The sequence below is a fragment of the Candidatus Aminicenantes bacterium genome (assembly GCA_011049425.1).
Lineage (GTDB): Bacteria > Acidobacteriota > Aminicenantia > UBA2199 > UBA2199 > UBA876.
The window spans coordinates 35,532-53,990 of the sequence record DSBM01000030.1 but is presented as its reverse complement, the minus strand read 5'-3'; the positions used below and the strand labels follow the sequence as shown (position 1 = coordinate 53,990).

Below are 18,459 nucleotides of genomic sequence, written 5' to 3'. Positions count from 1 at the left end.
GTGAACGGACCGTACAAATCGGACCACTACCGTTATTAACCTGCATTTCTCACAACGATCTGCTGCAATGGCGGATATGGCCGCATTGACGGCGTTATGCTCGGTCATTCTTCTCAGCCATAGTGCTGCTATGCCTTCGAATAATGCCTGTCGCATGCCTTGTCACTACAACCATCTACGCCATTTCGCGACAATCCTTGTGGGAAACACAGGTTAGGATAAACAGCCGGCGGGCCGGTAACGGTCCGCCGGAAAATCTTGCCGCCGGGAGCGCAATCCCGGCCAAGCAGCATTCCGCCTGCTTATCCGGATTGAGTATGCGCACTCCGGGTCGACTAATTGCTATTTCAGTTTTTCACTGCGGGCTTTGAGTTCATTCAACAGGTGCATGGCCTGCAAGGGGGTGATGGTGGAGATATCAATCTCTTTCAGACGTCCGCGAATGTCGTCCCAGGCCTCTATCACCGCTGAATCCGGGAAAAGGCTGCCGGCTTGCGGCCGGATTTCCTTGATCCGTCCGGAGATGCGTTCGGTGATCAGGCGATTGAGTTCTTTCTTTTCAAGGTTCAGCAACACCTCTTTGGCGCGTTCGATGACGGTATCCGGGATGCCGGCGATACGCGCGACGTGGATGCCGAAACTCTGGTCCGTGGCTCCCGGCGAGACTTTATGAAGGAAAACCACGTTGTCTTGCCATTCCCGCACCGCAATATGGTAATTGCGCACCCCGTCGAATATGTGGGCCAGCGCCGTCAATTCGTGGTAATGCGTGGCAAACAGGGTTCTGGGTCGCGGTGGAGATTCGTGCAGGGTTTCGATCACCGCCCAGGCTATGGAAAGCCCGTCATAGGTCGATGTGCCGCGGCCGATCTCATCCAGCAGGATCAGGGAGCGAGCCGTGGCGTTGTTGAGGATGACAGCGGTCTCGATCATTTCCACCATGAAAGTGGATTTGCCTTCCATTAACGAATCCGAGGCACCGATTCGAGTAAAAATCCGGTCACATACTCCAATCTCCGCGCTCTCGGCCGGGACGAACAAGCCGGCCTGGGCCATGATGACGATGAGGGCGTTCTGACGAAGGTAGGTGGATTTCCCCCCCATGTTCGGTCCGGTGATGACCAGCACCTGTTCCCCGCTCCCGTTCATTTTTGTGTCGTTGGGGACAAAGTTCACTTCCGGATTGGTCTCGACTACGGGATGTCGGCCCCCGCTGATATGGAGGCGGCAATGATCGCTCACAGCCGGGCGGACGTAATTTCTCCGCCGCGCCAATTCCGCGGCGGCCGTCAACACGTCGAGTCGACCCATCAGCTCTGAGTTTCGCGCCAGCATTGCGGCATGGTTCTGGATTCGCGATATGATCTTTGCGAACAACTCTTTTTCCAATTGGATGCTTTTTTCTTCAGCCCGCAAAATACGATCTTCCAATTCCTTGAGCTCAGCGTGGACGAAGCGTTCGGCATTGACCAGGGTCTGTTTGCGTGTATAGGTGTCCGGGACCAGTGCCAGATGGGTCTTGGTGACCTCGATGAAATACCCGAACACTCTGTTGTACTTGATTTTCAGAGAAGAAATTCCGGTCTTTCTGCGTTCTTCCCTCTCCAATGCGGCGATGAGTTCGCGCGCATCGCGACTGATTGCACGCAAGTTGTCCAGTTCCTTGTGGTATCCTGGGCGGATCACTCGTCCTTCATTCAGGTTCGGGGCGGGATCAGTATCAACGGCCGCATCGATCATGGCCACAATCGGCTCCAGGGGGTCCAATCCGGAGTGGATATCGTTGATAATCGCCGTGTTGAATGCGCTCACGAGTTCCCGCAGTTCAGGTATGCGGCGCAATACATCCGCCAGCTTTATCAAGTGGTGAGGCTGACCCACGTTCAGTGAAATGCGAGAATTCAAGCGGGCAAGATCTCCGGCATCCTTTAATACGCGGCGGATTTCCGTACGCGTGATCAAGTCGCCGGCACAGGCTTCAACTCCATCCAGGCGTCGCTCAATGGCTGCGGGGTCTGCCAGAGGGTAGGAAAGCCAGTTGCGCAGCAGCCGTTTTCCCATTGGCGTAACCGTAAAATCAACCGCCCATAATAAACTGCCCCGGTTTGTCTGAGTACGAAGATTTTTTAAAATCTCCAGATTGCGATAGGCAACGGCATCCAGGATCAGGTGTGAAGCCAGGGGGACAAATCGCAGTGAAGTGATGTTTTTCAGCGCGGTTTTGCGCACGGACTGCAGGTACTTGATCAGTACTCCGGCGGCGCATATTGCCGCGCCAAATCCGGATAAGCCCAAACCTTCGATGCTTTCGATCTGTAACTGGGTGGTCAGGCGTGTTTCGTTTTCCACCTGGTGGTATTCATGCGATGCCATTCTGGTTATGGGAATCCGGGTCAACTCCGGAACCAGCCGTTCCAGTTCGCGCCAGTCCGTTTCATTGTTTTCCGGGATGATGACTTCATTCGGGGCCTTGCGGTAGAGTTCATCCGCCAGGGACGCCAAATCCCCGCAGTCGACACTTCTCACTTCGAATTCCCCTGCCGCAATGTCCGTAGTGGCCAGCGCGCCATGCACATCGTCCAGGAAAAGCGACGCCACCACCCGGTTCTCGGTGTCTCCGGTATCCATTTCCAGGGCTGTTCCCGGAGTCAGGACACGCGTGACTTCCCGCCTCACGATTCCTTTCGCCACGGCCGGATCTTCGACCTGTTCACATACGGCCACCTTGTAGCCGCGGTTCAGCAGTTTCCTGGCATAACCATCCAGGGCGTGGTAAGGCACACCACACATGGGAACAGCGTTGACTTTGTTTTTGTCGCGCGTGGTGAGTACTACTTCGAGCAACGGCGCAGCCGTACGGGCGTCTTCAAAAAACATTTCGTAGAAATCCCCCATGCGAAAAAAAAGAATGGCATCCGGGTACTCTTTTTTGATTGCCAGGTATTGCCGCAGCATGGGTGTCAGCGAGCGATCCGGCATATCCAAATTATAGCACAGGGCGAGCCTGGCTCCCAAGGTTGCGTTTTGGAAATCACTTCATCAATCTGCTATAATATCCGCAAATGCCACGTCCGCATGACACGGTTAACCTGAATTTTTCCAGTAATTTGAAGTATACCGAGTTCTCTGTTCTGGTTATGGAGTATCTGGGCAACTTGCTGCAGATCAGCGATGAGCGGTTTTTTCAGATTGAGATCGCACTCAGGGAAGTCATAAACAACGCCATTGTTCACGGCAATCGTTCAGATCCCGAAAAGCGGGTAAATGTCAGTTTCTCCTGGAACAGTGAGTATCTGCGTATCCGCATCCGGGACGAAAATCCCGAGGACGTGGATTTCGAACGCCTCGTCCGCGAAGCGGAGCAAAAGGATGTACTTAGTCCCAGCGGTCGTGGAATGCTTCTCATGCAGAGTTACATGGATTCATTGAGTTTTGAGTCCACTACCGAGGGCTCGGTGATCACCATGGAAAAGCGACTGTGAGCCTGGTAGCCGGACTGGATACCACTTCACGCCATGCCTCAATCGCTTTGGTCCGCGACGACCAACTCGTCATTGAATATAACTTTGTAACCCGTGACGAGTTGTCGGCCACCCTGGTTCCCGCGATTTCTTTCGTGCTCAACAGCGTCGGTGTAGCTGTACGCGACATCGATCTTTTCGGGATTGGTGTCGGCCCCGGGTTGTTTACCGGCTTACGTATCGGTCTCACGACCCTGAAGGGGTTGCTCTTTTCGGATCCCCGCCCGGTGGTCCCCGTGGTCACCCTTGAAGCGCTGGCCTGGAAGCTGCGCCAGTCCCGGCGTGTCCTGGTGCCGCTGATCGACGCGCGGCGTCGGGAAGTGTACATGGCCGCCTACCGTTTCAGCGGCGATGACCTTCCGGAAGAGGTTCTTGCTCCAAGGCTGGTCTGCATAGACGAGTTGCCGGATATCCTTTCGGATTGGAAGGAAATGCGTTTCACCGGTAACGGCGTTTCCGCGTACAGGCGGGAACTGAATGCCATGTTCCCCGGTTTTCGCTCCAGGGGCCGCTCCTCTTTCCTGGCATCGGAGATCTGTCGCATTTCGGTTATCCGTCACGCGCGCAATGAATCGATCACTCGCCTTGAAGACCTCCAGCCGCTTTACCTGCGTCCACCCGATGCGGAAGCGACCAGGCGGGAATGATCATCCGGCCCGCTCAACCCGAAGACGTAACCGCGGTTACTCAAATCGACCACGCATGTTTTCGCGACGGCTGGAGTGCGGATTATTACCGGGATGAGATTGCGAATCCCATCGCCCGTCTGATAGTGACGGAAGAATACGGCGAAGTCAGCGGATTTCTCTTGTTCTGGTGCCTGCCGCCCCAGGCCGACATATTGCGCATGGCCGTGCCCATGGAACGCCGCAACGAGGGTATCGGTGTTCAATTGGTGGAAAATATGTTGAAAACGGCTCAAAGCGAAGGAACGCGTGAAGTGTTTCTGGAGGTTCGCCGTTCAAACGAAGTTGCCCGGCGACTATACCGGAAAGCCGGTTTTGTGCAAACCGGAATCCGCTCAGATTACTACCGCAACCCCCAAGAAGACGCGGTGTGCATGGTGTGGCGTCAGCGCAGGTAAAAATCGGGGTCCGCCTTGACGCGGCGGTCAAATGTTTCCCTTTCTCTCTGCCAGAATTCCAGGCCGGCATCGACAAAAACTTCCACCACGACGGGATCAAAAAGCTTGCTTTTGTTTTCCTGCAAATCATCCAAAGCGACCTGAAATGTCACGGCATCACTGTAGGGGCGCTTGGTCGTCATGGCGTCAAATGCGTCGGCAACCGCAAAGATCCGCGATCCCAGCGGGATTTTTTTTCTACGTAATCCATCCGGATAGCCGCTGCCGTCAAAGTGTTCGTGGTGGTGAAGAACGATCTGGGCGGATTCTTCAAGGAACTTGATTTTGCACAGGATTTCATATCCCAGGACCGGGTGGGTTTTCATGATTTCCCATTCAAGGGGGGAAAGGCGGCCGGGCTTGCGCAGGATGGCATCCGGGATGCCGATTTTTCCGATATCGTGCAAAAGTGCGGCGTACTCCAGAGCTTTCAGGAATTCCGGATCATTCAGCTCTAATCGGCGGGCCAATTCCATGGTATAACTCATGACCCGGAAGGAATGCCCCTGGGTTTCCGTATCCCGTGTGTCCAGTGCGGTTACCAGCGCGCTCAGAGTGAACCGATAGGTCTTGTCCAGTTCCTTGAGTGCATGTCGCAGTTCAATGGTGCGCGCCTCAACTTTGCGCTCCAGTCCACGCTGGTACTCACGGTTCTCCAGGATCAGGTGGCGTTTCTCAATGGCCTTGCCGGCAATGGCCGCGACTTCATTGAGTTTGAAAGGTTTGGATACATAGTCATATGCACCCTTTGACATGGCGGCAATCGCAGATTCCACGTCTTTGACCGCGGTGATCATTACCACCATCACATCATCGTCCAGTTTCTTGACGTCGTCGAGCAATTCGATGCCCGTACGACCGGGCATGCGAATGTCGGACATGATCAAATCGATGTCGGGGATGTTGCGAAACTTTTCCAGGGCTTCAAACGCGTCCGCCGCCAGGAGGCATTGGTAACCCTCTCCACTCATGAAATCCCCGAGCAATTCGCGGATATCCTCCTCGTCATCGGCGATGAGGATTGTACCTTTGTTCATGGATATCTATTTAGCATATCCGCCATGCATAGTAAATAACAGTTCAAACAACCGGATATCCGGCAATCCCGAGAATCAGATTCCGGCCAACTCACGGATTTTTTCGACGCGGTTTACCTGTTCCCAGGGGAAGGTGTCGCGACCGAAATGTCCGTATGATGCTGTTTTCAAGTAGATGGGTCGCCTCAGGTCCAATTCCCTCAGAATGTCGGCGGGTTTCAAGGGGAAGACCTGGCGCACGATCTGAACCGCGCGTTCTTCCGTTATCTTGCCGGAGCCGAAGAAGTTGACATTTACCGAAACCGGTTCCGCTACGCCGATGGCGTAGGCCAACTGGATTTCACATTTGTCGGCGATTTCCGCGGCTACCAGGTTCTTGGCGATATAACGGGCTACGTAGGTAGCGGAACGGTCCACTTTTGACGGGTCTTTGCCGGAAAACGCTCCGCCGCCGTGGCGTCCCATGCCGCCGTAAGTATCTACAATGATCTTACGTCCCGTAAGGCCGGCATCGGCAAACGGACCGCCACGCACGAACTGGCCTGTGGGGTTGACATAAAAACGTGTATCTCCGTTCAGCCAGTCACCGCAGACGGGCCGGATCACCTTTGCGATGACATCTGCCTCGATGCGATCATGGGGAATACCTTCATCATGCTGGTTGGAAATCACCACCGCGGTCACCCGCGTGGGTTTTCCGTCCCGGTACTCCACAGTTACCTGGGACTTGCCGTCCGGACCCAGGTAGTCCAGTTCTTTGGATTTGCGTACCTCGGCCAGGCGCTGGGTCAACTTGTGGGAGAGGTGGATGGCCAGAGGCATGAACTCGTGATTTTCTCGGCAGGCGAAGCCGAACATCATGCCCTGATCACCCGCGCCCTGCTCGTGCTCACTGGTGGCGGTCACGCCTTGATCGATATCCGGGGACTGCTCTTCCAAGTGTACCAGCACAGCGCAGGTTTCGGCATCGATTCCATACGATGAGCGGGTGTAGCCGATGTCTGTCAGGGTTTTGCGCACGATGTGGGGGATGTGAATGTAGCCGGTGGTCGTCAACTCACCCGCCACCACGACCATTCCCGTTTTTGTAAGGCATTCCACCGCAACCCGGGATTCGGGATCCTGGCGCAGGCATTCGTCGAGAATGGCATCGGAGATCTGATCGCAGATTTTGTCCGGATGCCCCTCGGTTACGGATTCAGATGTAAACAGATAGGTTCCTTTGACCATTTCGGTTTCCTCCAGGAAAAGAGACAGGATTGACTGTCAATATTAGCAAAAAACCGGGTAGGTGTCAATGCGGCCACGGCAGCCGGGAGCCATCCGCCTGGCTGCCGGGCGGTTCGGCATGATCACAGGTATTACTTCCCGGAATAAATCGCGAAGGCCTCTTCAACCGATTTGCCGTAAACCGTGATTGCGGTTACGGCGTTGGCCATGCGTACGGCTTCATCCAGGGGTTTTTGATGGATGTTTCGCCCGGTGGCGTTACCGGCGGCTCCCGAGACAAAAATCTGATCATGCAGCATCTGCATGAATGCCCTGGGTTCGATACTGGAACCGCCGGCACACAACACTTTTGTGCGACCGGCGGCGCGGGTGGCCTGTTTGAAAACCTCTTTGGAATCTTCTCCTTCCAGTTTTGGATAGTTCACCTTGACGAAGTCCGCTCCCAGAGTGGCGGCCACGCCGGTCGCACCGGCAATGATGTCCGGGTGTTTTTCGTCTTTTACCGCCTGTCCCCGGGGATAAATCCAAAGTACGGTGATCAATCCGTGCTGATGCGCCTGGAATACCGCCTGGGCGGCTTCACGCAGCATCAGGTGTTCGAATTCGCTGCCCAAATAGATGGTGTAGCCCACACCGAGAACATTGAGTCCGGAACGCCGCTTAAACGTAACCACCTGCTCGACGTCCACCATCTGCAGTGATACCGGATCACGCTGGACCGTTTTCACCAGGTTGGTCTTGGAATTCAATTTTACCAGGTACGGAACTTCCGGATAATCCCCGCCGTAAGCGGAGATCAATCCCAGCTGGGTGGCAAACACCCCGACTTCCGCGGTGTCGGCGATGCGGAACAGATGTTCCGGGTCATTGTCGTCCGCGGCGATTCCGTCACCAAAGAAATCCTTGTTCAGGTGTTCGATTTTCTGGTCGCCGGCAAACAACATCAAGCGATCGGATCCCAGAGTGATGTCGTCGTAGTTGTTGATATACTCGTTGATCCGGTCATTGGGCACATCGGCGGGAATATTGAACTGATCTTCCATGACAGCCTCCTGATTGCATACTACGCAATCAGGAAGGATTTTTCAAGGCAAGAAAGAAATCAATCATTCAAGGCGGGTGCGGGGGAGACGAAGTGATGTCTCCCCCGCCAGCCAATTCCGTGTTTAGAAACGATACGTAAAGGCGATATTGGGTACCACCATGGACATGCCGTGAATTCCCGGCATACCGTGTTTAAGGCCCACTGGAACCTCGCGATCCTCTCCGAATCCGAACTCCACCGCCACGTCCAGGCTGATTGAATCCGTGTGGTAGCCCACGCCCACAGTCGCCCAGTTGTAGGTAAATTGCGGCAACAGGATATTGGCGGTTTCCAGCGGTCCGGGAGCGGGATCGTAATAGTATCCGGCACGCAGGGCCCAGATGTCGTTCAGGCGGTATTCCATGCCGAAGCGCCACTGGATTTTACTCTCCCACTGCAGTTCGAACTTGCCGGCTTTGGCAAATGCCGCCTGCCAGGCCAGATTCTCGTAAGTGACCGGAATATCCGTCAGTTTTTTCCAGTCGGTGTACTGCAGGTCCGCAGTGATGGTGAGGCGGTCCATGGGTTTAACCGCAACACCGAATCCAATCCACATGGGCCAGTCGGCGGAACGTTCCGCATCCGAAGTAACGGAAAGCCCCAGGATGCCGGCACCGCTCATGGTTGCATCCCCTTTCATTTTCACGCTGATGGGAGTTTTAAAGGTCAAGCCGAAACTCAACATCTCAGAGGGCTGGAACATGGCGCTGATGGTTCCGCCCACGGCCATACCGGTCAGGTCTTCCTCGTATTGCACGAGTCCCGGGCGTTTGATCTTCAGCAGTCCGTAGTAAATGTTCAAGGCTGCTCCCAGGGTAAGCTGGTCGGTCACGCGTACAGCCACGGCCGGAGATAAGGCGATGATGCCCACCATGCTCTCCCATTCCAAAACAATGCCGGAGGACAGCGGAGTCAGATCGGCGCCGGGCCAGGTGGCCCCGGAACCGGAGGGCACGTAGCCCAGGATGCCAACCACCACTTTGTCGGAAAGTGGTTTGATGTAGCCGATGGCGCCCGATGGATAGGCTTTGCTTTCCGTTTCCGTGTTGATTCCGGCCATTGCGAATTCATAGGTCCCGTGGGGCATAATGGCACTGCCGTAAAGCGAGAAAATCGGTCCTTCCTGCTTGATCATGCCGGCGGGGTTCCAGAAAATGGCGCTGTAATCATCCGCCAGGCCCACAAAGGCGCCTCCCATCCCGATGGCCTTGGAGCCGACGCTGTTCAGGTTGAGTCCATTGGCCGCCAGGCTCGTGCTGAGAAGCAGAACCCCGGCAACCGCAAAAGCTTGTTTCAGAATGCGTTTCATGCAACCTCCTCTCTCAAATTGCAGTCCCGGAAATTATAATCAAAACGGTTTGCATTTGCAAACGTTAACATTTCACAAGATTAAAGTAGAAAAGTTGAAGAGTTGGAAAGTTCTCAACTTCTCGGTTCTTTTGTTTTCAGGGCTGTTTGCACCTTGGCGGCAAGTTCGCGAATGGTGAACGGTTTCTGGATGAAAAGGGTTTTGTTTTTTAGACTGATCTGTTTGTCAATGATCTCCTCTGAATATCCGGACATGAACATGATTTTACTGTCCGGGCGGTTGCGCGCCAGTTCGGCGGCAAGTTCGCAACCGTTCATGCCGGACATGATGACGTCGATGATCAGGAGGTCAATCCCGCCGGAAAATCCGCAGGAGACTTCAATGGCTTCATCCGCACTGTCGGCCGTCAGAACGTGGTAACCCAGTTCCTGAAGCATGCGTTGCCCCAGTTTCAATATGGGCGGCTCATCCTCAACCAGCAGGATGGTTTCTTTCCGTTGCCTGGGTGCACTCGGTTCCGGATCCGGCCCTGCAATGGATGGTCTCTCAATATGTCTGGGCAGGTAAATGTGAAAAGTGGATCCGCGGCCGGGCTCGCTGTAGGCGTGGAGGAATCCTCCATTCTGTTTCACGATGCCATAGACAGCGGATAAACCCAATCCGGGGGCCATGTTTGTTTCCTTGGTGGTAAAAAAAGGGTCAAACACGTTGGCCAGTGTTTCCCGGTCCATGCCGCAGCCGTTGTCACTTATGGAGAGGCGGATGTATTCACCCGGCAGAAAGCCGGCATGGAGGTTTAGCTGTTCATTCTCCACCGTCAGGTTTTTTGTTTCAATTGTGACCCGGCCTTTCCCGGAGATGGCGTCACGGGCATTGATGCACAGGTTGGCCAGGATCTGGTCGACCTGGGTGGGATCGATGTGTACCGGCCACACGTGTTCACCGGGTTGCCAGGACAATTGCACATGCTCGCCGATCAAATGTTTCAGCATGCGCACCATGCCGGCAATGGTGTCATTCAGGTTCAATCTTCGGGGCATTGCCGTTTGTTTTCGGGTGAATGTCATTAGTTGACGGGTCAGATCCGCGGAACGCCGGGCCGCGCGTCGGATTTCCTTTAATTCCATATGCAGGTCATCGGCGGGATCAACTTTCTCCATTGCTGTTTCGGCATGTTGCTTGATCACGCTCAGGATGTTGTTGAAATCATGCGCGACACCACCCGCCAGTCGTCCCATGGATTCCATTTTCTGGGCCTGGGCCATTTGCTCGCGCAAATATTCCCGCTCCTCTTCGCCGTGACGACGCTCGGTGATGTCCCGGATAATTCCCCCGACTCCCATGCGATCGCCTTTCAGGAGGATGGGAAACTTGGTGGTTTCAAATACCCTGTGGCCGATGTTTTCTTCCGTTACCCCAACCGAGTGGGTATTCAGCGTGCGCAGGTCAGATTCCCGGCGTTTTTCGGCCGCGGAAACTTCCATTAACTCGAAATCCGTTCGCGTGAGTACATCTTCGCGGGAACGTTTAAAGAACGCCACCATGGCATCGTTGACGACTACGTAACGGAATTGTTCGTCTTTCACAAAGATCATGTCGCGGTTGGCGTTTATGAAGGCCTGGTACAATTGCCGGCTTTCCTTTAACTCATCTTCCGCCCGGCGAATTTCGCTAATGTCCTCACCGGAAGAAAGTGTGCCGATAATTTGTCCGTGATCGTCCCTGATAACGGCGTTGTGCCAGGCAATCAGTTTTTGCTCGCCCCGCAGGGTCAGGACCGGGCCTTCCTGGTATTCACGACTTTTCTTTTTTTCCTGCACGATGTCCTGGAAAACATTTCGCACCTGGGCGCGTCGCGGTTCAGGAATGAAATGGCCAAACCAGTCCAGTCCCCGGATCTCTTCCGCTTGGCCTCCCAGTATCTCGCAACCGCGGCGGTTGATCATGGCAACCCGGCCGGAATTATCCAGCGCCAGTATCATGACTCCCGCCATATTTAAAAAGAGTTGGGCGCGTTCCAGTTCAAATCCGGGCAGACTGCGCAATGAACCGGTCAGGGTGGATTGATGCGGGCCATCCTTATTGTGAACCGGTTTCTTTTTTGCCATTGTGAATATCTCGGTCGAGGTTTTACTCTACTATTGTACTGAAATGATTTCAACATATCCAAAACGCGACACTTCGGCGATCATGAACCGGTTATGGTATACTTTGGTTATCCAAAGGAGCCTGATCCATGAAGTATCCCATTGTTTGCCTGATTATCCGCGATGGTTGGGGTTGGGGTCCCCCGGGGCCGGGCAATGCCATCCTGAACGCACAGACTCCCCACACCGACTATTACCAGGCGCGGTATCCCACTTGCCTGGTGGAAACTTCAGGCCGGGCGGTCGGCCTGCCGCCGGGGTACCAGGGAAACAGCGAGGTGGGACACCTGAATATCGGCGCCGGTCGTGTCGTGTACCAGAGCCTCACGCGCATTGATCAGGCCATTGAGTCCAAAGACTTTTACGAGAACGAGGAGTTAGTGGCGGCGGTCGAGATTGCCAGGCGCAACGGCACCTGGCTCCACCTGATGGGGCTGATCCAGGAAGAGGGCGTCCATGCCGCTACCCGCCACGCCCTGGCCATTCTTGAAATCTGTGCAAAAAGAGGGTTGGACCGGGTATGGATCCATGCCATCACCGATGGGAGGGATACACCGCCCCAATCCGCCCGCAAACACCTGGAATTTTTGCAGCAGGGAATGGAGCGTATCGGCGTGGGCCGAATTGCGACGGTAATGGGCCGCTATTACGCCATGGACCGGGACACACGCTGGGATCGCACACAACTGGCGTATGAAGCCGTGGCCGCGGCCAGGGGCTTTTCCGCTTCCGACTGGAGAGATGCCGTATCCCGGGCGTATAAAGAAAATGAAACCGATGAGTTCATCCGGCCGCGGGTACTGCCGGATTACCCGGGCCTGAAAGACGGGGCCGCGGTGATTTTTTTCAACTTCCGCTTTGACCGTACGCGCCAGTTGACGCGTGCCCTGGTGGAACCGGATTTCAGTGAATTTCCGGTTCAGCGCAGGGACCTGTACTTTGTGGCCATGACCCATTACTACGACAACGGCAATTTCAAAGAGGCTTTTCCGGAACTGGAGCATAAAAATGTTCTGGGCGAGGTGCTCTCTCTCAACCAAATCCAACAGTTGCGCATCGCGGAAACGGAAAAATTCGCCCACGTGACCTTTTTCTTTAACGGTTTGCGCAACGAGCCTTTCGCTGCTGAAGACCGTATCCTGGTCACCAGCCCGCGCGTGGCCACCTACGATCTGCAGCCGGAAATGAGCGCGCCGGAAGTGCGGGACCGCCTGGTTGACGACATCGAACATCTGCGTCACCCGGCGGTGATCTGCAATTTCGCCAATTGCGACATGGTGGGACATACGGGGGATTATCCCGCCATCGTGCGTGCCGTGAAGACCGTGGACGAATGTGTTCACCGGGTGGTGGAAGCCGTGCTGGCCAAGGGGGGCGTGTGCCTGATCACGGCGGATCACGGCAATGCTGAGCAGACCCGCTTGGAAGACGGATCACCCATGACCTCCCATTCCACGAATCCCGTACCCCTGACGCTGGTGGCCAAGGAACCCCCACGCTTGCGGTGCGGCGGCGGCCTGGCCGATATCGCGCCCACTTTCCTCAAATTGCTGGGCATCGACCCCCCCGCGGAAATGACGGGCAGATCATTGCTGGTCCTGGCTGATGAGGAGAACGAATGAATCGTTCCAGAGTCCGCCATATCCGCATTCCCGTGGGTGAACTGGAAACCAATACATACCTCCTGCATGCACCCGGTTCCGCTGATTGTCTGTTGGTGGATCCCGGGGCAGAGCCGGAGCGGATCCGGGACAGTCTGGAGCAACAGAAACTCATTCCCGTTTTAATCTTGTTGACCCATTGTCATATCGATCACACCGGGGCTGCAAGCGAATTGGCACGGCGGTACTCGGTTCCTGTATCTGCGCACGAACAGGCGGCTCCCTTGCTAAAGAATCCGTTCAACGCCGAGATGGCAGCCGCTTTCGGGTTGGACCTGCCCCCGGCCGCGGACCGCCTTCTCCGGGACGATGAGGTGCTGAGCGTTGCCGGGCTGTCATGGCGGGTGTGGCACACACCGGGTCATTCGCCGGGCTCAATCTGCCTGCTATGCGCTGACCTGCTGGTTTCCGGTGACACCTTGTTTGCCGGTTCCGTGGGCCGCACAGATCTGCCTGGAGGAGATTTTGCCCTGCTGCAGGCGTCATTGGATCGGCTCAAAACCCTGCCGCCCCATACTCGCATCCTGCCCGGTCACGGAGAAGAGTCCATCCTGGAGCGGGAACTGCGCCATAACCCTTTCATGTAATATCGGAGTCATCATGATGAATGACCGGGTGCGCAAGGGCACGGGTTGGAGCGATGCCGCCTTTGAGCGGGACCGGCGCAACTGGATGGCCTACCTTCGCATGGAGCGCGGCCTGGCGGAAAACACATCGTGTGCGTACGCCAACGCCCTGGATCACTGGGGACAATGGCTGAAAAAGCGCAACTGCCATCATCTCGCGATTCCCGACGTTTTGGTGGTGGAGTTTGTGCGCTACCACGCGTCGCGGGGTCACGGCGTGGCTTCACGCGCGCAGTTGATTTCGGCGTTGCGCAATTTCTACAACTATCTGCTGGCGGATGAAGCCGTGCCGGGGAACCCGTTTTCCGGGCTCCCCCTGCCGCGGCGTTGGAAGTCTCTGCCGCAATACCTGACGGTTGAGCAGGTCACCGATCTGTTGGAACGCCCCGACGTTTCCACCCCCCTGGGCCTGCGCAACAAGGCGATCCTGGAGTTGATGTACGGCACCGGCCTGCGCATCTCCGAGGTCTGCGGCCTGCGCCGGGAAGATGTCTACCTGGCGGAGCACTTTCTGCGCGTGACCGGCAAGGGCGGGCGGGAACGGGTGGTTCCCTGCGGCGACACCGCGGTTTCCTGGATAACCCGCTACGTGGAGAACGCGCGGCCGATGCTGCTCAAGGGTAGGGCGGCGGCGGAGATGTTCGTGAACCGCAGCGGGCGGCGCCTGAGCCGCCAGGGGCTGTGGAAGATCATCAAGGGTTACGCCCGGGAACTGGGGATTTCCACGGAGCTGACGCCCCATACCCTGCGCCACTCCTTTGCCACCCACCTGGTGGAGGAGGGGGCGGACCTGCGCTCCGTGCAGATGATGCTGGGTCACGCCTCCATCACCACCACGGAGATCTACACCCACGTCTCCCGCGGTAAGATCCGCTCCCACTATGAAAAATTCCACCCCCGCGGCGGAGACGCCCCCCCACAGGAAATGGATCCGGAAAAAGATAAATAGCCCGGCACCAACCCGCGGATAAAACCAGGGAACCAGGCTCCGAATCAGCCATGGAGCTTTTGGTGCCCGGTTTCGAGGTGGGAGCGGGTGTGCGTCAGTTGTACTCTTCGGGTTTGTCCAGGAAGTTGACCAGCTTGCGGGCCTTTTTCTTCAGTTTGCGCAACGCCTTGGCCTCGATCTGACGGATGCGTTCACGGGTGACCTGGAACTCCTGGCCGACCTCTTCCAAAGTGTGTTCGTTGCCGTCCCGAAGTCCGAAGCGCATCTCGATCACGCGGGCCTCGCGGTCGGTCAGGGAGGAAAGGATCGTCTCCAGTTGCTCTTTGAGGTTCATCTGCGAAACGATCTCCGGGGGAGATACGGTCCTATCATCTTCGAGGAAATCGCGCAGATGGGAATCATCGTCTCCCACCGGGGTTTCCAAAGAGATGGGCTCCTGGGCGATTTTCAAAATCTTGCGAATCTTGTCCGCGGAAAAGCCGGTTTCTTCAGCAATCTCATCTTCGGTGGGTTCGCGCCCCAGTTCCTGGACCATGCGGCGCTGGGTGCGGTTGATCTTGTGAATGGTCTCGATCATGTGGACCGGGATGCGGATGGTGCGTGCCTGGTCGGCGATGGCGCGGGTGATGGCCTGGCGAATCCACCAGGTGGCGTAGGTGGAGAACTTGTATCCCCGCTGATACTCGAACTTCTCAACCGCTTTCATCAGGCCGATGTTGCCTTCCTGGATGAGGTCGGAGAACTGCAGGCCCCGGTTGATGTACTTTTTGGCGATGGAAACCACCAGGCGCAGGTTGGACTCTACGAGGTCGTTCTTGGAGTATTCGATCAGGCGCTGGCCTTCTTCAATGTCATGACAGGTCTTGGCCAGATCCTCCGGCGTGATCTCGTATTTCTGGTTCAGGTTCTCCAGGCGCCGGTTGTAGTTGGCGATCTCCGCATTGATCTCCCGTCTTTTGGGCGATCGGGCGCGGTGGGCTTTGGCATCCGCGTTGAGCTTTTCTATCCGGCGGGAGACATGCCGGTAGTTTTCCTGGAGCTGGGTGATCTTGTTGATGAATGCCTTTTTGTGTTCGTAGAGAATCGACATATCCTGGATCAGGTGGGTGATTTCCACCATCTTCTTGGCAATGGTGAAGTTCGACACCTGGGATTTTTTCAGGGTTTTCAATTCCCGCTTGAAATGGTTCAGGTTCTCGAATTGTTTGAGAAAACGGCCTCGTACCCGTTGCTTTTTGGATTCATCGTAAATATCTTCGTTGACGTCAATGACCTCGTCGATGTCTTTGACCCCTTCCAATACATCCCGGCCCAGTTCGATGACGGAATTCAGCACGATGTTGGTCTTGGATAACGCCTTGATGACCTTTTTCTCTCCGCGTTCGATCCGCTTTGCGATACGGATCTCTTCTTCGCGGCTGAGCAGATTGACGCTGCCCATTTCCCTCAGGTATTGCCGCACCGGGTCACCCACGATCTCGTTGCGCTCTTCGGCCGATTTAACGGGTTTGTTACTGGGGACCTTGATGATTTTCAACTCGTGTTCGGTGAAGTACGCTTTCAGGAAGCGCAACTTGCTTTTTAACTCTTCTTCACTTTCAAAGAGGTTGTAAATAAAAGAGCTTTCAATCATGCCGAAATTTTTCCGAGCCCGTTTCTGTATGGATCGTAATTCCTTGCGGTGGGTTTCAAGGAAATCACTGTACTGCTTTTCAAAAGGCAGCGTGGACGCTGTTTCCCGGGGGGAAACGGTGATGTTGACCGCCATTAACCGATTCAAAACTTCTTTGCGACGCGAAACCAAACTGTTTTCGTGCAGGAAGCGGGTGAATTCCGCATGATCGATGCGTCCATCGTCATCATGCGACATCTCTACCAGTTCGTCTATGATTTTGGGCGAAACGCTCGCGGCCGAAACGGAATTTTCTTCAGTAGCGGCCGCTTCAGCGGATGCTTTCTCTGGCGCCTTTTTGCTCAAAGGGCTCCTCCTTGGATACCTTGTATTTCTTTTTCAGGTATTGGGATTTCTGTTGCATCAAGCGCAAAGCCTCGGCGGAATTGTTGTCTCTTTCCGCTACGCGGATGCGGGCGTTGATTTCTCGGATCCGTGCTTTGTTCAACCGTTCCTGGAAAGAAAGAAAACAATTGTGGACCTGTCTACAATTGGCTTCCTGGTCGACTGGGATTTCCTGGGCGGCCAGCAACATTTCCTGCAGCAACGCGGCCTCGGGCCCGGAAAGATCTTTCCATATGCCGTCCATCTGTTCAAAACATTGGGCGGCACCGTTGTAGCGTTGCATCAATTGACGCAAAAGATTGCGGCAGGTAAGGATGTTCACAAGTTCGTCCTGAAGCAGGGGGCGGATTTCGCTCAGTATCGCCGGGCTGGCCAACAGGGATTGCAAAAACTCCTTTTCCGAGGGGGAAATCAGCAAGGGTTGCCGGGATTCACGATTTGAGACAGATGGGGAGTGGACATGCCTTTGGGGAAGGTGATGCAAATCCACCTGGAACGCGTCAGCCGTACGGCGCCGGTATTCCTGACGGACAATGGGGTCGGAGATCTCGTTCACGACGCGCAACACCTGATCCAGGGCGCCGCGTTTGTGCTCGGGATGGCGGGGATCCATCTCTTCCATGAAGTGATTGAGCAGGAAGCGGAACCCGTCTTCAGCCGTCGCGATCCTTTCCTCTACACCGCGTGCTCCCTTTGAACGCACGAAATCATCGGGATCCTTGTCTTTGCCGCAGTCCATTACCCTGGGGCTGACATTGTGGGTCAGCATGCATTCCACGCCCCGCAGGGTGGCGTGAACGCCGGCGTTATCGCCGTCGTAGAAAAGGTAAATCTCATCGGTATAACGGTTCAGCAAGTGGACCTGCTCACCGGAGAGTGCGGTCCCCAAGGCGGCCACGGTGTTGCGGACACCGAACTGATGCAGAGTGATCACATCGAAATAACCCTCGACCAGAATGGCTCGTCCGGATTCACGAATGTGTTCCCGGGCCTGGTGAAATCCGTACAAATGGCGGCTTTTGTGAAATAGCGGGCTTTCAGGCGAGTTCAGGTACTTAGCGGAATCATCGAACAGGGTCCGTCCGCCGAAGGCGATTATTTTTCCGGATTCCGAGAGAATCGGGAACATGATACGGCCACGGAAGCGGTCGTAAACCCGGCCTTCACGGCCGCGGCCCAGTAAGCCGATTTCCACCGCTTTGTCCAGGTCCGCTCCGTCTTTTTGCAGGTGCCGAAGCAGGGAGTCCCAGCTGCTTGGGGCATAGCCGAGGGCGAATGATTCGCTGGTGGCCTCGGTGATGCCGCGTTTCGCCAGGTAGTCGCGGGCGTGTTTCCCCTCAACACCATCCAGCAGATTGGCCCGGAAGTGGCGCAGAGCGCTGTCGTTGGCCGTCACGTAGGCGTCCAGGGAGGGGCGGGGGGAACCGGCTTCTCTGCGTTGTCGCTCAATCGGAAGGTTGAAGCGCTCGATCAGAAAATCCATGGCTTCAGGGAAACTGAGGTTTTCCATTTCCTGCACCAGGGTGAAGATATCACCCGATTTGTGGCATCCAAAACAATGAAAGATATTGCGTTCCGGCATAACGGAAAAGGAAGGGGTCTTTTCACTATGAAACGGACACAAGGCCTTGAAGTTTTTTCCGGATGGTTTTAACTGTACGTAGAGGGATGCCACGTCAATTATGGATAGACCTCTTTTAATCTGTTCTTTGGTGTCCATGAAAAAAAAGTGAACAACCAAGTATGTTGTGATAA

The 18,459-nt window shown here is 55.4% G+C and carries 14 protein-coding genes; 6 read left to right on the top strand and 8 right to left on the bottom strand.

Annotated features, from left to right (window positions below):
- Positions 1-342 precede the first annotated feature (342 nt).
- Positions 343-2,979 (bottom strand): DNA mismatch repair protein MutS, encoded by a 2,637-nt coding sequence (mutS, locus tag ENN40_02220; protein HDP94157.1) that lies wholly within the window; start codon positions 2,977-2,979, stop codon positions 343-345.
- A gap of 83 nt (positions 2,980-3,062) precedes the next feature.
- Here mutS and ENN40_02215 point away from each other — a divergent pair, with 83 nt between their 5' ends.
- Genes ENN40_02215 through rimI form a run of 3 tightly spaced genes read left to right on the top strand, consistent with a single transcriptional unit; the run spans position 3,063 to position 4,605 of the window.
- Positions 3,063-3,482 (top strand): ATP-binding protein, encoded by a 420-nt coding sequence (locus ENN40_02215; GenBank protein HDP94156.1) that lies wholly within the window; start codon positions 3,063-3,065, stop codon positions 3,480-3,482.
- Positions 3,479-4,168, top strand: a complete 690-nt coding sequence (gene tsaB, locus ENN40_02210) for a tRNA (adenosine(37)-N6)-threonylcarbamoyltransferase complex dimerization subunit type 1 TsaB (GenBank protein HDP94155.1) — start codon at positions 3,479-3,481, stop codon at positions 4,166-4,168. Before ENN40_02215 ends, tsaB begins: the two co-directional genes overlap by 4 nt.
- On the top strand, positions 4,165-4,605 hold the full coding sequence (rimI, locus tag ENN40_02205; GenBank protein HDP94154.1) for a ribosomal-protein-alanine N-acetyltransferase: 441 nt from the start codon (positions 4,165-4,167) through the stop codon (positions 4,603-4,605). The genes tsaB and rimI overlap by 4 nt, the downstream gene beginning before the upstream one ends.
- Here the strand turns inward: rimI and ENN40_02200 are convergent.
- From ENN40_02200 to ENN40_02180, 5 genes are all read right to left on the bottom strand, one after another.
- Positions 4,593-5,681, bottom strand: coding sequence for a response regulator (locus ENN40_02200; protein HDP94153.1), 1,089 nt, complete (start codon positions 5,679-5,681; stop codon positions 4,593-4,595). The two genes, rimI and ENN40_02200, sit on opposite strands and share 13 nt — an antisense overlap.
- A gap of 75 nt (positions 5,682-5,756) precedes the next feature.
- Entirely contained in the window at positions 5,757-6,911 is a 1,155-nt protein-coding gene (locus ENN40_02195) for a methionine adenosyltransferase (GenBank protein ID HDP94152.1), read from the bottom strand.
- 131 nt (positions 6,912-7,042) lie between these two features.
- Positions 7,043-7,954, bottom strand: coding sequence for an aldolase (locus tag ENN40_02190; protein ID HDP94151.1), 912 nt, complete (start codon positions 7,952-7,954; stop codon positions 7,043-7,045).
- Positions 7,955-8,077: 123 nt separating this feature from the next.
- Positions 8,078-9,304, bottom strand: a complete 1,227-nt coding sequence (locus tag ENN40_02185; protein ID HDP94150.1) for a hypothetical protein — start codon at positions 9,302-9,304, stop codon at positions 8,078-8,080.
- A gap of 113 nt (positions 9,305-9,417) precedes the next feature.
- On the bottom strand, positions 9,418-11,412 hold the full coding sequence (locus tag ENN40_02180) for a PAS domain-containing sensor histidine kinase (protein HDP94149.1): 1,995 nt from the start codon (positions 11,410-11,412) through the stop codon (positions 9,418-9,420).
- Positions 11,413-11,540: 128 nt separating this feature from the next.
- Here ENN40_02180 and ENN40_02175 point away from each other — a divergent pair, with 128 nt between their 5' ends.
- From ENN40_02175 to xerD, 3 genes are read left to right on the top strand one after another with little or no spacing between them, the layout of a single operon-like run.
- Entirely contained in the window at positions 11,541-13,073 is a 1,533-nt protein-coding gene (locus ENN40_02175; protein ID HDP94148.1) for a 2,3-bisphosphoglycerate-independent phosphoglycerate mutase, read from the top strand.
- A complete protein-coding gene (locus ENN40_02170; protein HDP94147.1) occupies positions 13,070-13,699 on the top strand; it encodes an MBL fold metallo-hydrolase in 630 nt (209 codons plus the stop codon). Before ENN40_02175 ends, ENN40_02170 begins: the two co-directional genes overlap by 4 nt.
- A gap of 13 nt (positions 13,700-13,712) precedes the next feature.
- Complete coding sequence (gene xerD / locus ENN40_02165) at positions 13,713-14,687, top strand: site-specific tyrosine recombinase XerD (protein HDP94146.1); 975 nt, start codon at positions 13,713-13,715, stop codon at positions 14,685-14,687.
- A gap of 94 nt (positions 14,688-14,781) precedes the next feature.
- Here xerD and rpoD read toward each other — a convergent pair whose 3' ends face one another.
- Together rpoD and dnaG are read right to left on the bottom strand one after the other, a co-directional pair.
- On the bottom strand, positions 14,782-16,665 hold the full coding sequence (rpoD, locus tag ENN40_02160) for an RNA polymerase sigma factor RpoD (protein HDP94145.1): 1,884 nt from the start codon (positions 16,663-16,665) through the stop codon (positions 14,782-14,784).
- On the bottom strand, positions 16,631-18,424 hold the full coding sequence (gene dnaG / locus ENN40_02155; GenBank protein HDP94144.1) for a DNA primase: 1,794 nt from the start codon (positions 18,422-18,424) through the stop codon (positions 16,631-16,633). Before dnaG ends, rpoD begins: the two co-directional genes overlap by 35 nt.
- Between the last annotated feature and the right edge of the window lie 35 nt (positions 18,425-18,459).

Coding starts and splice junctions, on each gene's coding strand:
- mutS (HDP94157.1), bottom strand. CDS start 2,979: ATGCCGGATCGCTCGCTGACACCCATGCTGCGGCAATACCTGGCAATC.
- ENN40_02215 (HDP94156.1), top strand. CDS start 3,063: ATGCCACGTCCGCATGACACGGTTAACCTGAATTTTTCCAGTAATTTG.
- rimI (HDP94154.1), top strand. CDS start 4,165: ATGATCATCCGGCCCGCTCAACCCGAAGACGTAACCGCGGTTACTCAA.
- ENN40_02200 (HDP94153.1), bottom strand. CDS start 5,681: ATGAACAAAGGTACAATCCTCATCGCCGATGACGAGGAGGATATCCGC.
- ENN40_02195 (HDP94152.1), bottom strand. CDS start 6,911: ATGGTCAAAGGAACCTATCTGTTTACATCTGAATCCGTAACCGAGGGG.
- ENN40_02190 (HDP94151.1), bottom strand. CDS start 7,954: ATGGAAGATCAGTTCAATATTCCCGCCGATGTGCCCAATGACCGGATC.
- ENN40_02185 (HDP94150.1), bottom strand. CDS start 9,304: ATGAAACGCATTCTGAAACAAGCTTTTGCGGTTGCCGGGGTTCTGCTT.
- ENN40_02180 (HDP94149.1), bottom strand. CDS start 11,412: ATGGCAAAAAAGAAACCGGTTCACAATAAGGATGGCCCGCATCAATCC.
- ENN40_02175 (HDP94148.1), top strand. CDS start 11,541: ATGAAGTATCCCATTGTTTGCCTGATTATCCGCGATGGTTGGGGTTGG.
- ENN40_02170 (HDP94147.1), top strand. CDS start 13,070: ATGAATCGTTCCAGAGTCCGCCATATCCGCATTCCCGTGGGTGAACTG.
- xerD (HDP94146.1), top strand. CDS start 13,713: ATGATGAATGACCGGGTGCGCAAGGGCACGGGTTGGAGCGATGCCGCC.
- dnaG (HDP94144.1), bottom strand. CDS start 18,424: ATGGACACCAAAGAACAGATTAAAAGAGGTCTATCCATAATTGACGTG.